This window comes from Mycobacteroides salmoniphilum, from assembly GCF_004924335.1.
GTDB lineage: Bacteria > Actinomycetota > Actinomycetes > Mycobacteriales > Mycobacteriaceae > Mycobacterium > Mycobacterium salmoniphilum.
This window is the reverse complement of the sequence record NZ_CP024633.1, coordinates 4,387,049-4,401,315: the sequence shown is the minus strand read 5'-3', so window position 1 is coordinate 4,401,315 and position 14,267 is coordinate 4,387,049. Positions and strand designations below refer to the sequence as shown.

Here is a 14,267-nt window from a genome sequence, read left to right as displayed (position 1 = left end):
GACCAACCTAGCGCTAGGCGCGCGCCCTGTCGGCGGCATCCAGCTCATGTAGCGAGCTGCCCTTGGTCTCCGGCAGCGCCCACACGGCGATCAGCGTGATGGGAGCAACGGCCGCCAGATAGATCGCCACGGGCACCCAGCTGTGGTACTTGCTCAGCAGCGCGGTGCCGATGACCGGAGCCAGCGACCCGGCGAAGATCGAGGTCACCTGGTAGCCCAACGACACCCCGGAGTAGCGCATCCGGGTAGGGAACATCTCTGCCATGATCGCCGGCTGCCCGGCGAACATCAGTGAGTGCACCAGCAGGCCGATCACGATGGCCGCCAGGATCACCCCTTCGTCTCGGGTGTTGAACATCGGGAACGCGATGAAGCCCCACCCCGCGGCCAGCAGGGCTCCCAATGCGTAGGGCCCGCGCCGCCCGACGATGTCTGTGTACCGTCCCACGATCGGCAGCGCAATCGCCTGGACTGTGTGAGCGATCAAGAGCAGCAAGAGAATTCGCTTGGTATCCATATGCAACTCGATCTTGAGATAGGTGATCGAGAAGGTGACCACCATGTAGTAGAGGATGTTTTCTGCCACGCGCAGTCCCATGGCCGTGAACACCCCACGCGGATACCGGCGGAACACCTCGACAACGCCGTAGGAGCTGGCCTTGTTCTCTTCGATCTCCTTGCGAGCCTCCTGGAAGATCGGCGCATCGGATATCCGGGTGCGGATGTAGTAGCCGATCGCGACGATGATGACCGACAGCCAGAAGCCGACGCGCCAGCCCCAGGCCAGGAACGCGGCATCGGAGAGCGTCCACGACAACGTGAGCAGCACCAGAGTGGCCAGCAGGTTGCCCAGTGGTACGGCCGCCTGCGGCCAGCTGGACCAGAACCCACGGTGGGAGTCGGGGGAATGCTCGGCCACCAGCAGCACGGCGCCGCCCCATTCACCGCCCACCGCGAAACCCTGCAGGAATCGCAGCACTACCAGCAGGATCGGTGCGCCGTAGCCAATCTGCGCGAAGGTCGGCAGGCAGCCCATGAGGAAGGTGGCCACGCCCACCAGCACGATCGCGATCTGCAGGAGGTGCTTGCGTCCGTAGCGATCCCCGAAGTGCCCGAACACGATTCCGCCGATGGGCCGGGCGACGAACCCGACCGCGTAGGTGAGGAAGGCCTTGATGATGTTGTCGAGATCGTTTCCCCCGGCCTGCACAGCGGGAAAGAAGACTTTGTTGAAGACGAGGGTGGCGGCGGTGGCGTAGAGGAAGAACTCGTACCACTCGACGACGGTGCCCGCCATCGACGCGGCCACCACCTTGCGGAGACCCGTTGGAGCAGCGTCGGCCTCGGCGGTGGTGGACACAGCCGAACCCTAACGTCGAGCGCGAGCCTCACGCGGATTTCGGGCAAGATTTCCGCGTGAGGCTCGCACTCGATGGCTAGATCGAGTCGAGGGTGTAGCCCATCGGCAGCAGCACGCTCTTGAGCTCGCAGTACTCCTCGATGCCCTCGGGGCCGTTCTCACGGCCGATGCCGGACTGCTTGTAGCCGCCGAATGGGCAGCTGGGGTCGAAGGCGTACCAGTTGATGCCATAGGTGCCGGTGCGGATCTGCGCCGCGATTTCCAGGCCCTTGGGCACATCGGTGGTCCACACACTGCCCGCCAGCCCGTAATGGGAGTCGTTGGCGATCTTGATGGCCTCATCCACCGAGTCGTAGGCGATGATCGACAGCACGGGGCCGAAGATCTCCTCCTGCGCGATGGTCATGGAGTTGTCGACATCCGCGAAAATCGTTGGCTGTACGAAGTATCCGCTGTCCAGTCCCTCGGGGCGCTTACCGCCGAACGCCAGCCGCGCACCCTCCTCGATGCCCTTGGCGATGTAGCCCTCGACCCGGGCACGCTGCTTCTCGGTGATCAGCGGCCCGACCTGGGTGGCCGGATCGTCGGGCAGGCCCACTCCCATCAGCGAGACCATGCCGACGATTCCGTCAACTACCTCGTCGTACCGAGAACGCGGTGCCAGCACCCGGGTCTGGTTGACGCAGCCCTGGCCCGCATTCATCAGGCCCGCGAACACGAGCATCGGCAACGTCGCCGCCAGGTCGGCGTCCTCCAGCACGATGGCCGCCGACTTACCGCCCAGCTCGAGCGTGACCTTCTTCAGGTTCCCGGCGGCGATCTCGGCGATCTCCTTGCCGACGACGGTGCTGCCGGTGAAGCTGAACACATCGATGCCGGGGTTATTGGTCAGCGCGCGGCCGGTTTCGGCTCCACCGGGCACCACGGACAGCACACCCTCGGGCACGCCCGCCTCGGCGAACACCTCGGCCAGGATGAAGCTGGACAGGGGAGTCTCGGCGGCGGGCTTGAGCACCACCGTGCAGCCCGCGAGGAACGCCGGGCCGATCTTGTTGAGCGCCAGAAACAGCGGCACGTTCCAGGCCGCGATGGCGGCCACCACACCGGCGGGCTCCCGGGTTACCACGGTCTGGCCGTAGGCGCCGTTGCGCAGTTCCTTCCACTTCACCGCGTCCGCCGCGTTGGCGTAGTACTGGATGGCGCCGAAGCCGCCCAGCCACTGCAGCGTTTCGATGACCATGGGGGGAGCGCCGGTCTCGTCGGCGATGGCCTTGCAGATCTCGTCCTTGCGAGCCTCCAGCCCGGCAACGGCCTTCTGCAGTATCGCCTGCCGTTCGTGCGGAGTCAGCTTGGGCCAGGGGCCGTCGTCGAAGGCGCTGCGGGCAGCGCTGACCGCGGCTTCGACGTCAGCGGGGGAGGCCAGCGGACACTGGCCCACCTTCTGGCCGGTAGCGGGCGAGATGACCTCGATCACCTGGTCGGTGGCCGGCTCGGTCCAGACGCCACCGATGAAGAGCTTGTCAAAGTTGTTCCCGTTGGTCATGAATCTCCTTGATACGTATCAACGAACCCGGTAAAACCGGAGGGTTTATGGGGGCCGATGGGGCCGAATTCGAACAGTCCACTGCCGTGGGTCTCGACGCCGTTTTCGGTGGCGGTGAAGGTGGCGAGATTGTCTACAGGGCACAACAGTTTGAGCGTGGCGTCCAACTCCGCGGTCTTGTACCGCTTGCCCTGCACAACGAGGTCGCCCTGCCACATGCCGTGACGCCAGTCCGCGTCCAGGCCGTACCCGGTCCCGAAGCCGAAGTAGTGCGGCAGCACGATGTCCGCCTTGATGGTGATGTCACCCAACGTAATGACCGCCGAACTCGCTTCGCGGGTACCGGGAACCAGGGTGATGTCGTGTGTAATGGGTCCGAGCTCGTCGATCCCCTTTGCCGGGTCGCGCCATACCCGGCGCGCGCCGCTGACGACCTTGTTGCCGTGCTCGTCTTCCTGGTTGATGAACACGATCGAATACTCGGGGAACGAGATCACGTTGTAGAGCCAGAAGAAGCCCCCGGCCAACGTGGCACGCCGTCCGGCGGGCTCGCCCTCACCGACGGGGCGGATGCCCCAGGATCGATCTCGGTTACCCGACCAGTTGACCCCATCCAGCTCGTGGGTAGTGCCGCCGACTGTCAATTGTCCTGTCCAGGTGCCAGTTTGGGCGAACCGAGAGGTATCGAACATGACGCGGCCGAGCTGACGCTGGTAATGGCCGGGCTCGAGGGAGGCCGGTATCTCGCCGGTGTAGGTGATGTCGAAGGCGAGGTCGTAGTCCGCGCCATATTCGGAGCCGGGTTCCAGGATCAGCCGCACCTTCTTGAGACCTTCAAGGACCTCAATGCGGTACGGCCCCACCGTGAGATCGGCGCGGTCGTCGCCCAGTGCGCGTGAGGCCCGGAACACGACGATGTCCTCGCCGACGCGCACCGACGCGAATGCATCGGTGACACCCAGATTCGGATAAACGCCCAGTCCGGTGATCAGATACGGCAGGTCAGCGCGCCCACCGTGGCAGCCAAAGTAGTAGCGGTCATAGAAGTTCCGGTCCGAGGTGCCGACATGGCGGACCACATCGGCGATCTGATGGATCGGGTAATCGTCGAAGGGGGACAGGCTCACGCGCCGGTCTCCTCTCCGAGCTGCGACCAGTACTTTCCGTCCAGCATCTTCTCCAGCGTGGCCCTGTGCAGGATCAGGTCATCGGGGTCATTCGGCATTTTCGCCATACCAAACGCCATGGCACGCATCTGAATTCGCACCATGATCACGGCGTGCTGCAATGCGGCATAAGCGGTGTAGAAGTCCAGATCGCTCGCGTGGTGCCCGGTGAGGGCTGCGTACTCGGCGGCGATATCCTCGCGCCGGCAGAAGCTGGGCAGCCCAGCGAGGCCGGCGGTCTCGGCGAGATCCTGGAAGAATCGGTGCAGAAAGATGATCCATCCGAGGTCGAGCTCGCGGGGCCCCACGGTGGCCATCTCCCAGTCGAGCAGTGCCACCGGCTCGAAATCCTGGTAAATAACGTTTCCCGGGCGGGAGTCACCCCAGCTGACAGCATCTTTCGTACGTAACGATTCGGTCGGCCAGTTCTCGCGCAACCACGCAAAGCCGCGGTCGATCAACGGGATGGTTGGGCCGTCACCGCGTACCCACTCATAGAAGTCGTGGGTGCGGCGCACATGGGCGTCCAGACCCGTTTCGCCCTCCTGGGCATCGTCGAGGAACGCGAACTCCTCCACGGGCGCCGAGTGCACCCGGGCGATCTGGTCGACGGTGAGCCGCTGCATCTTGCGGCGGTCGGCATCGGAGGCCTCGCTCACCCAGGACCCGAAGGTGTAGGGCATCCGGTCAGGCGGGACCTCCCCGTCGACACGCTTCATGACGAAGAATTCGCCGCCGAGCACAGAGGGGTCATCGCAGTACCAGAGCACCGGGGGCACCACCGCGCTGGTGTGCCGACCGAGCTTGTCCATCACGTCGAACTGGCGGCGCATGTCATAGGTCGAAAACACCGGGCTCGAGTCGGGCTGAGGTGCCGTCCTGATCACCAGTCGATGGGCGGCGCGCTCGCCGTTCTCGGTCCACTGCGCATCGGCCAGGATTGTCTCGCTGGACATACCGTTGGCGCTGGGCAGCTCCGCGTGGTCCACGCTCAGCGCGGCATCGGCCGGCAGCTGGGCGGAGATCCACTCGGTGAGTGCGCCGCGCAAGGTTTCCGGGTCCCGTTGTGATTCCGCGGGGCGTGCAACGTCCTCATGCGTCGCTGTCTGCTCAGTCAAGTGTCGTGACTTCCGTTTCATGTCCGCCTCGTTGCGTGACGTACGCAACACTACCGGGCAGTCAGGGGAAGTGGAACCTGTTGCAATTCTGGATTCAGTGGGGGCGCAGGACAAGCACCAAATTGCTCACCAGAACCTCCCGCACAGCGGGAACTCTGGTGATCCACCATGCCCATTTTGGGTGGTAGCGGGGAAATGCGGCCACCAAGGCACCCGTGCTGTGGGCCCACTGGAGTCCCTCGCGCACCGATACCGGAAAAAGTGACGACCCGTAGTTGTTCTTGGGCGGATGGCCATGCTTGCGGGTGTACCACCGGGCGGCGCGGGCACCGCCGAAGTAGTGCGTCAGACCCATTTCGTGGCCACCGAATGGGCCGAGCCACACGGTGTACGACAAGACCGTCAGTCCGCCCGGCCGGGTGACCCTCAGCATTTCGTCACCGAGCCGCCAGGGCTCGGGTACGTGCTCGGCGACGTTGGAGGACAGGCAGATGTCGACGCTGTTGTCGGCGAACGGCAAGGCCATTCCGGATGCGCGCAGATATGCGGCACGTGGATCGTGGATGCCCTGGGTTCCTTCGGCGGCCGCGTGCATCTCCCTGGGGTCGGGTTCAACCCCGACGTACTGTGCTCCGGCGTCGGCGAAGGCCGAGGCGAAGTAGCCCGGCCCGCCCCCGACATCCAGCACCGTGCGGCCCGGCAATCCGGTGCCGGTTGCCTGTAGCCACAAGTCGGTGACCAGGTGAACTGTGTCCTGCGCCACCGTTCCGTAGAACCTTTCCGGCGCACTCTGCTCGAAGCGGAAAGACGATAACAAGCTGGTAGAACGCCGAAGCGTGGCTCGTCGCGCAAACAGATCGGTGATATCCGGCACGGGTTCTCGTTCTGCTCGGTCTTCTTTTACGGAACACGAAATTTCTGGAGGCCCACCCTAACGGCCTAGGGTGCTTAGCGGTGTTAAGTGAAGTGTCAGATCAGCCGGACCTCCCGAGGGAGGTCCTCATGTTGTGCTGGCGTGATACCGACCATCCGCAGGGCGGCGGTAGCGAGACGTACCTGCAGCGCATCGGCGCCGAGCTGGCCGCATCCGGCGTAAAGGTGACGCTGCGATGTGCCGCCTATCCGGGCGCGCCCCGCCATGAGGTGGTGAACGGGGTACGTATCTCGCGGGGGGGTGGGCGGTTCACGGTGTACCCGCGCGCACTGCTGTCGCTCCTGGCCGGTCGCGTAGGGCTGGGGGCGCTGCGCGATGTGCGGCCCGATGTCGTCATCGATACCCAGAACGGCATTCCCTTTTTTGCCAGCACCGTGGTGACGGCGCCCGTGGTGCTGCTGGTGCACCACTGCCACCGAGAGCAGTGGCCGGTGGCAGGACAACTCATCGGCAGGCTGGGCTGGTGGCTGGAGTCGCGGCTGTCTCCGCGGATGCATCGGCGCAATCAGTACTTGACGGTCTCGCAGCCGTCCGCATCCGACTTGGTGGAGCTTGGTGTGGCGCCCGGGCGGATTGCTGTGGTGCGCAATGGTATCGATCAGATACCGGCCCTGTCGGTGGCAACGACTCGGGACGGTGCGCGCAGCGAGACGCCGCGCGCCGTCGTCCTCTCGCGCTTGGTGCCGCATAAGCAGATTGAGCACGCACTGACCACGCTTGCACTGCTGCGTGACCATGTGCCCGACGTGCATCTTGATGTCGTCGGAGATGGCTGGTGGATGGATCCGCTGGTGGGACATGCTGCACGGCTAGGCATTTCCGAGTCGGTGACATTCCACGGGTACCTCGGTGAGGAAGCCAAGCACCGGGTGCTGCAACGCGCCTGGGTGCACCTGATGCCGTCACGCAAGGAGGGCTGGGGCCTGGCGGTCACCGAGGCCGCGCAGCATGGCGTGCCCACGATCGGTTACCGCTCTTCCGGTGGGCTTACCGATTCGGTCACCGACGGCATCACCGGTCTGCTGGCGTGCGACCAGGATGAGTTTGTCCGGCATACCGCGACACTGTTGGCGGACAACAATCTTCGTTACCGGATGGGCGAGGCGGCGCGGGCTCGCTGTGCCGACCTGTCGTGGCAGCGCAGCGCGTCCGGTGTGTGGGCCGTACTGAAGGCGGCGGTGCTGGGCATCCCGGTGTCGGGAGTTGTCGGTGACGAACCCGTCGTGGCTCCGCCGGTCGAGGTTCCCGCCTGACCTAGGGATCAGTCCGCGGTGAGATAGCGGGCTGCGAGGGTGGCCCCGATGCGGGTGCTGTGTTCGATGACCTCATCGGTGCTCACGTCCAAAAGGCCCGAGCGCCAAGCATTGACCAGCTCGCTGAATCCTCCGATACCGACCAGGGTATCCATCCGGAATCCGGTCCGATCAACGTTCTTCACAAGGTAGGGCTCGGCCGCGGCCATGAGGACGGCCGTCGCTTGGTGCAAAAGATCGGTGCGTCGCTCTTCGAGCACCGTGCTGCCGGCATGCCGGACAAATATGATCTGCGCCCAGCCGGGATCGGTAGAAACACGTTCGATGACAAGGGCGATCGTCTTGCGCAGGGTGTCCAGCGGGGGGCGGTCCGGATTCTCCCCGACGATGTCGGAGATCCGCGCAATGAGTTCGTCGCGCATGCCGTCCCAGACCGCGGCCAGCAGATCGTCACGATCAGCGAAATCGTCGTAGAAGTACCTGTCGTTCAACGAGGTTCGTGAGCAGACGCCGCGCATGGTGACCGCGGCCCACCCCTGCTCGGCCCAGATTTCCTGGGCGGCCGCGACCAGTCGTTCCCGACGTTCCGCGCGACGCTCCGCCGCGGTACGCCCGCCCCACAGACCTGCTGATGCCGCCATCGCCCCATGTTGACAGCCGCACGCACCGTAGGTCAAAGTGGTGGCATGTGCAGTCAGTTATGGCGGACGCCACCAGAGTGTGCTGTGGCCTGCTCGTGGTGAGCTTTTTGGGCTTCGGTCGTGGTGAGCGCCGCACGCGCAAGGTCGATGCGGTGGTGACAGGCGCGGCCAGTGGTATCGGCCGGGCGTTCGCTCTCGAACTGGCGCGGCGCGGAGGCCGGGTCGTGTGTGCTGATGTCGACCTGCCGGGAGCCAAGGAAACCGCGGCCCTGATCGGGGACCGCGCGGTCGAGGCTGCTTGTGATGTCTCGGTGTTTGATGAGGTCGAAGCGCTGGCTGATACCGCCGAGGAATGGTTCGGGGGCCCGGCTGATCTGGTGATCAACAACGCGGGCATCGGTGCCGGTGGTCAGGTTGTCGGTGCCGCCCCTCTCCCCGATTGGCACAAGACCCTTGGGGTGAACCTGTGGGGGGTTATCCACGGCTGCCACGTGTTCGCACCCCGTCTGCGGGAGCTGGGGCGCGGAGGCATCATCAACGTCGCCTCGGCGGCGAGCTTCGCGGCCGCACCGCGCATGGGTGCCTACAACGTCAGCAAGGCCGGGGTGCTGGCTCTCTCGGAGACACTTGCCGCCGAACTGAGCGGTACCGGCGTTGCCGTCACGGTGCTGTGCCCGACCTTCGTCAAGACGAACATCGTCGCGAGCGGAATCATCGAGGACTCGGCCGCCCGCCTTGCCGCCACCGCCATGAAATGGACCGGCGTCTCTGCGGATTCAGTGGCTCGCGGCTGTCTCGATGCGCACGACCGGGGTCAGTTGTACGTCCTGCCTCAGCTCGATGCCCGATTCATGTGGCAGGCCAAGCGCTTGGCTCCCGACACCTACACCAAGGCGCTGGGCCTTACCGAACGAATCTCCCGCCAGCGCGAGAACTGACGAGAAAGGAAACAAAGGTGGCAATCGCACTCGACAACGTATTGGCGACCATCAAGGACAAGCAGTGGGCGTTGGCCGATATCGACTGGGACGCACCGGGTGCGGACAGGATCACCGATGAGCAGCGCCCCTCGCTCAAGGACTTCATGTCGGACCTGGTCTGGATCGAGAACGTGGGGGCGCGCGGCTTCGCGGCCCTGGCGCAGAAGGCGCCGAACGAGGTTCTCAAGCAGATCTACACCTACTTCCACGCAGAGGAACAGCGGCACGCCAATGCCGAGCTGGCCCTCATGCGCCGCTGGGGAATGATCGAAGAGGGCGAAATGCCCGTGCCCAACAAGAACATCCGTCTCGTCATCGAATGGTTGGACCGGTACAGCGACAGCCTGTCGCTGGCGTCACTGGGCACGGTTATCCCCTCGCTGGAGACCGCACTCGACGGCGCCCTGGTCAAGTTCCTGCTGGACGAAGTGGAAGACCCGCTGTGCCATGAGGTCTTCCGGCATATAAATAGCGATGAGTCCCGGCACCTTGCCGTGGGCTTCCAGGTACTGGACATGCTGGGTGCCAACTCCATGCGCCAGCTCGTGGTCGAGACGGTGGGTACCTTCGTGAAGCCGTCTGTGCTCCTTGGGCTACTGATCTACTCGCCGCTGCTGACTCGGATGATCACCAACATCTCGGCGATGGGACTCTCCGAGGAGAAGCTCTACAACGCGATCAAGCGATACGAAACCGTGGGTGAGCGCAGCGAGAACACCCGCCGACTGCCCAGCTATCACCTCATCAAGCACCATGCGCGCATCGCGATCAACCAGACGCAGCCGTTCCAGTTCCTCTCCGAATCCATGGGCAAGGCAATCGATCTGTTCCCGATTCGCGTACTGGGCAAGACGCCCACCTGGTCGGCGGAACTCACCTATGAACCGGTGTCGCGATGAGCGAAGTACTGATCATCGGTGCGGGATTCGCAGGTCTGGGTACCGCGATCCGCCTGTTGGAGCAGGGAATCGAGGATTTCACCATCCTCGAGCGAAGTGACGGCGTGGGTGGCACCTGGCGGGACAACACCTATCCCGGTGCGGCATGCGATATTCCGTCGCTGCTGTATTCGTATTCCTTCGAACAGAACCCGCAATGGTCCTCGGCGTATTCGGGTGGTCCCGAGATACTCCGCTATATCGAGGGCATGGTCGACAAACACCAGTTGCGGCGCTTCATCAGATTCGGTGTCGAGGTCACCTCGCTGACATTCGACGAGGACACCGCACTCTGGACCGCCGACACGACGGCGGGCGACACCTTCACCGCCCGCAGCGCCGTCATGGCAGCGGGCCCGCTGGCCAATGTCAGCTGGCCCGATATCCGTGGGCTCGACAGCTATACGGGTCATAAGATCCACAGCGCGCGCTGGGACCATGACTATGACATGACGGGTAAGCATGTCGCGGTGATCGGTACGGGAGCCAGTGCCGTGCAGATCATCCCGGAACTGGTCAAGACGGCTGCCCGGGTCAAGGTGTTCCAGCGGACGCCCGGTTGGGTCTTGCCGCGGTTGAACTTTGAGCATCCGTCATGGGCGCAAAGGCTTTTCGATAGCACCCCGGCGCTGCAGAGTGCTGCTCGGCAGGCGTGGTACTGGACGCATGAGGCGGCAGCGCTGGGGATGGTGTGGGACACCCCGATGACTTCCGTCATCCAATGGATCGCCAAGGCGAACCTGCGCCGGCAGATCAAGGACCCCTGGACTCGTCGCCAGCTGACTCCCGATTTCCGGGCAGGGTGCAAACGCATGTTGATGACCAGCGACTACTACGCAGCCCTCGAGAAGGACAACTGCAAGCTGATCACCTGGCCCATCGCGACCCTGGCTCCGAACGGTGTCCGCACCGCGGACGGCATCGAGCACGATGTGGATTGCATCGTCTTCGCGACCGGATTCGACGTGTGCAAGGCCGGCACCCCGTTCCCGATCGCCGGTCGCGACGGCAGGAAGCTTGCCGACGAATGGTCAAGCGGTGCATACGCATACAAGAGCGTGAATGTTTCGGGTTACCCGAACCTTTTCTTCACCTTCGGTCCTAACTCGGGCCCGGGGCACAACTCCGCGCTCGTCTACATGGAGTCGCAGATCGACTACATTGTGCGGGCGATCGGCATCATCCGCAGCCGGGGCCTACTGACCCTCGATGTGCGCAAGGACCGGCAGGACAGCTTCAACGACGACATCCAACAGCGGCTGGAGAAGACCACGTGGAACTCCGGGTGTCAGAGCTGGTACCTGACCGAGGACGGCAAGAACACCACCATGTTCCCGGGTTTCGCCACTCAGTTCGCCGGGCAGCTCCAGGAGGTCGAGCTCGACGACTACAGCTTCACGGCGAGTGCGGTGGCTCCCGCGACCCGATGACGGTACGTGCGGCTAGTCGCGGCGCCGGCGGGTCAGTCGCAGACCTGCGGCTACCGCGCCGGCCGTCAGGAGCGCAACCCAGATCACGTGTGCCGCGATGACGGTGGCGCGACGACTCGGTGACGCTCCGATGGGTTCCCACGGCCCGGGTACCCGGTACAGCGTGATGTCCCCGTCACGGTAGACCGGTTCGAGCTGTGCCAGCGTCGTCGACGGAAACTCCTGATCACCAGGAGTTTTGGACTGCAGGACCACCCAGCCGATGCCCTGAGCCGCGAGCTCGCGCGGTGCAGCCCCGGTGCGTAACAGCTCCTCGACGAGGCGCCCCCGGATGCCGTCACCCTGTACGACCTGCCCGTCGACGCGTAGATCGCCGCTACTCACCGTGTCTCCGCGGATCCAGCGCGGGAACGGATCTAGTACCTGGATCGACGAAGGACCCCACGGGTATTGCCGCAAGGTCTCTGGCGGTAGCAGGGCCACCGGATGCGGTTGCGCGTTGATACTGGCGGCGACGGTGGTCCATCCGGCCGGGTAGATGACCGGCTCGACTCGGCCGCCGACTCCCCATGCCAGATCAGGCAGCGTCAATATCAGTGCCGCGCAGGCCACTGCGGCTGCCACTAGCTGTGAGGAACGTTCGCGTATCGCGGTGACGGCAGCGGCACCGGCCACGGCGTACCCCGGTACTGCCAACGCCACCCATTTCTGGCCGTCGCGCAGAATGCCCAATCCGGGCACTTCGGTGATGAGCCAGGTGGTCAGCGACAGCCCCGGGCCCGTCGCCAGCAGCGCCGGAATGATCACGGCCGCAATGGCAATGCCGAGTAGTCCGGGCGCTGTTCGGGTGCGCCACAACACCACCACGCCCACCGCCAGCACCACGAGCAGGACCGCCGAGAAGGCCAATGCGAACAATGTCGTCCGTGACGCCGGCACCGCGGAGGCATTCCACATACCGCCGAGTGAGGCCAGACTGCCGAGCGTGCCCAGCCCCGGCTCGGCCCGGGCCGCGAAGGCGTGGACTCCGGCCTGGTCTCCGGCCGGTATGGCCGTGCCCAACCCCGAGGCCACGAGCCACGGCATTGCGGCCAGCAGCGAGATCGTCAGTACGCCAAGTCTTGACCGCAGATCTGATGCCACGGCAAGCCCCACGATCAATGCGAGCACCGTTCCGGTGGGCGTCAATCCGGCCACGGCGATCCAGAACGCGAGCGTGCACCAGGTGCCGATACCGGTCGCCGTGCGCAGCCGAATCGCCGTCAGCGCCACCCACGGTAGGCAGCCGTAACCGACCAGCAGACTCCAATGTCCCTGCAAAAGTCGTTCAGCCACATAGGGATTCCAGATCGCAATGGTGGCGGCCAGCAGCTCACCGGGAACTCCGGCGTCCGGGACCAGGTGGGCGGCCAGGCGCGCCGCCCCCCACCCGGCGAGCCACAAGCCCAGCGCCAGAAGGATCTTGACCAGGATTCCGCCGTCGACAACCGTTGTCGCGACGGCGATAAAGAAGTCCTGCGGGACGGCGCGCGGTGCCGCTTCGCCGACCCCGAGTGCCGCGTCGGTCAGGTAGGACCGCGGGGTCGATACGGCGTCGCGGATCAGCAGATAGCCGGGCGCGGCAAGCGGCGCGGCAATGGCCACCGCCAAGCCCAAAGCGTAGAGCGGCGCCGCGATGACGCGCGTGCGGCGCAAGACGTCCCGGCTAGAGGTGGTTTCGAGGCGACGGGAACTTGTCGGTATCGGCCTCGCTGGCGGGCGGTTTCTCTGGACCGCGGCGGCCGAAGAATCCGTGATCGACCGTGTCGAGGCCGGGATCGATGAGCGCCGACTCGGCGCGCAAGCTGAACGAGCCCAACAGGCCGCCACCGACCAGCGCCACGACGCCCAGTGCGGCGAAGGTGATCGGCAGGATGTTCGACCAGATGGACAGGCTGTCGCGGGTATCGCGTGCGGCCTTCACCTGCTTCTCGACCGTCTCGTCGTTCGACTGCACGGTGTAGTCGACCATCGGGACCTCGGGCTTGAGGGCGTCACGCGAGTAGTAGTGCAGCGCATGCTGCTTGCTCTTGACGATGATGCCGCTGACAGGATCCACCCAGAACTCGCGCTGTGCCGCGTAGTAGCGGGTCATGGTGATCTCTTCGTCCTCGCGCTCGGCTTCCACACCCCACTGCTGGGCGCGGGCCGTCACCTTGGAGTCTTCGTCCTTGTCGTACAGCGAGGGATACGCGACCGGCTCCACCAGCTTGCCGTTGGCGTCGTAGCCCACGTTCTGGGTGAAGTGGTACGCGGTGAGGCCGTTGACATCCTCTTCGCCGGTGTAGTTGGCGTCGAAGGCGCGCTGGGCGACCACATCGAAGTACTGGTAGGTCTTTTTCTCGGTGTCGAAGGGGAACCGGTAGCTCAACCCCTCGTGCTTGAGCGCGATCGTCGTCGGCGGTGTCTCGTCCTCGATGGCGCGCGGCTTCTGCACACTGCCACCCGGGTTGTCATCGCTGGAGATCGCCTCGGCAGAGTGACGGTCCACGGTGACGGTGTCGACGGTGGCCAGAACCAATCCGGCCTCGCCTTGCTTGTCGGTCCGTTTGACAGTGATACCGGCCTGCAGGCCGACCTTTGTCGCGTCGGCCGGGCTGACGGTGGTGATCTGCTCCTGCAGCACCACTGGCTTGTCGGGATCCGCCACGAACTTCTGGCCGGACAACGACGCCGGGTCCAGGGCACGGCCCTTGCCCTCGCTCACCAATGTGGCGTCCCAGTCGAGCGGAATCTTCGCAAGCCGGTTGCTGGTGTACGTGCTGAGCAACAGTGCGGCGATGATGAGCGCCGAACCGAGCCCCAGCAGCCCGCACGCTGCGATACGCATCATGACCCCGCGGTTCACTGTGGCCGAACCCTCCT

At 64.8% G+C, this 14,267-nt stretch carries 12 protein-coding genes; 4 read left to right on the top strand and 8 right to left on the bottom strand.

All coding sequences use genetic code 11. The features are described from left to right. Positions 1-13 precede the first annotated feature (13 nt). From DSM43276_RS21725 to DSM43276_RS21705, 5 genes are all read right to left on the bottom strand, one after another. A complete protein-coding gene (locus DSM43276_RS21725) occupies positions 14-1,360 on the bottom strand; it encodes an MFS transporter (RefSeq protein ID WP_078328388.1) in 1,347 nt (448 codons plus the stop codon). A gap of 76 nt (positions 1,361-1,436) precedes the next feature. Further along, positions 1,437-2,903 carry an aldehyde dehydrogenase gene (locus DSM43276_RS21720; RefSeq protein ID WP_078328387.1) on the bottom strand — a complete coding sequence of 489 codons (1,467 nt, stop codon included), beginning with the start codon at positions 2,901-2,903 and terminating at the stop codon, positions 1,437-1,439. Further along, complete coding sequence (locus DSM43276_RS21715; protein ID WP_078328386.1) at positions 2,900-4,030, bottom strand: Rv3169 family protein; 1,131 nt, start codon at positions 4,028-4,030, stop codon at positions 2,900-2,902. Before DSM43276_RS21715 ends, DSM43276_RS21720 begins: the two co-directional genes overlap by 4 nt. Then, complete coding sequence (locus tag DSM43276_RS21710) at positions 4,027-5,238, bottom strand: phosphotransferase family protein (RefSeq protein ID WP_078328385.1); 1,212 nt, start codon at positions 5,236-5,238, stop codon at positions 4,027-4,029. Before DSM43276_RS21710 ends, DSM43276_RS21715 begins: the two co-directional genes overlap by 4 nt. Positions 5,239-5,281: 43 nt before the next feature. Continuing rightward, the gene (locus DSM43276_RS21705) at positions 5,282-6,061 is read right to left on the bottom strand and encodes a class I SAM-dependent methyltransferase (protein WP_078328384.1); all 780 of its coding nucleotides are present in this window, start codon (positions 6,059-6,061) and stop codon (positions 5,282-5,284) included. A gap of 128 nt (positions 6,062-6,189) precedes the next feature. Between DSM43276_RS21705 and DSM43276_RS21700 the strand changes: the two genes are divergently transcribed. Next, complete coding sequence (locus DSM43276_RS21700) at positions 6,190-7,374, top strand: glycosyltransferase family 4 protein (RefSeq protein WP_078328383.1); 1,185 nt, start codon at positions 6,190-6,192, stop codon at positions 7,372-7,374. An 8-nt stretch (positions 7,375-7,382) separates the two neighbouring features. Here the strand turns inward: DSM43276_RS21700 and DSM43276_RS21695 are convergent, their stop codons facing one another. Continuing rightward, positions 7,383-8,015 carry a TetR/AcrR family transcriptional regulator gene (locus DSM43276_RS21695; RefSeq protein WP_078328382.1) on the bottom strand — a complete coding sequence of 211 codons (633 nt, stop codon included), beginning with the start codon at positions 8,013-8,015 and terminating at the stop codon, positions 7,383-7,385. A 98-nt stretch (positions 8,016-8,113) separates the two neighbouring features. On the opposite strand from DSM43276_RS21695, the gene DSM43276_RS21690 reads away from it, so the two are divergent. From DSM43276_RS21690 to DSM43276_RS21680, 3 genes are read left to right on the top strand one after another with little or no spacing between them, the layout of a single operon-like run. Further along, a complete protein-coding gene (locus DSM43276_RS21690; protein ID WP_169053127.1) occupies positions 8,114-8,953 on the top strand; it encodes an SDR family NAD(P)-dependent oxidoreductase in 840 nt (279 codons plus the stop codon). 17 nt (positions 8,954-8,970) lie between these two features. Continuing rightward, complete coding sequence (locus DSM43276_RS21685) at positions 8,971-9,894, top strand: reductase (RefSeq protein WP_078328380.1); 924 nt, start codon at positions 8,971-8,973, stop codon at positions 9,892-9,894. Then, positions 9,891-11,363 carry a flavin-containing monooxygenase gene (locus DSM43276_RS21680; RefSeq protein ID WP_078328379.1) on the top strand — a complete coding sequence of 491 codons (1,473 nt, stop codon included), beginning with the start codon at positions 9,891-9,893 and terminating at the stop codon, positions 11,361-11,363. Before DSM43276_RS21685 ends, DSM43276_RS21680 begins: the two co-directional genes overlap by 4 nt. A 12-nt stretch (positions 11,364-11,375) precedes the next feature. Here DSM43276_RS21680 and DSM43276_RS21675 read toward each other — a convergent pair whose 3' ends face one another. Both DSM43276_RS21675 and pgfA read right to left on the bottom strand, forming a co-directional pair. Continuing rightward, positions 11,376-13,058 (bottom strand): MmpA family trehalose lipid delivery protein, encoded by a 1,683-nt coding sequence (locus DSM43276_RS21675; RefSeq protein ID WP_109555925.1) that lies wholly within the window; start codon positions 13,056-13,058, stop codon positions 11,376-11,378. Positions 13,059-13,068: 10 nt separating this feature from the next. Beyond that, positions 13,069-14,250: a cell envelope lipid trafficking protein PgfA gene (gene pgfA, locus DSM43276_RS21670; RefSeq protein ID WP_078328378.1), complete on the bottom strand. Its 1,182-nt coding sequence runs from the start codon at positions 14,248-14,250 to the stop codon at positions 13,069-13,071. Between the last annotated feature and the right edge of the window lie 17 nt (positions 14,251-14,267).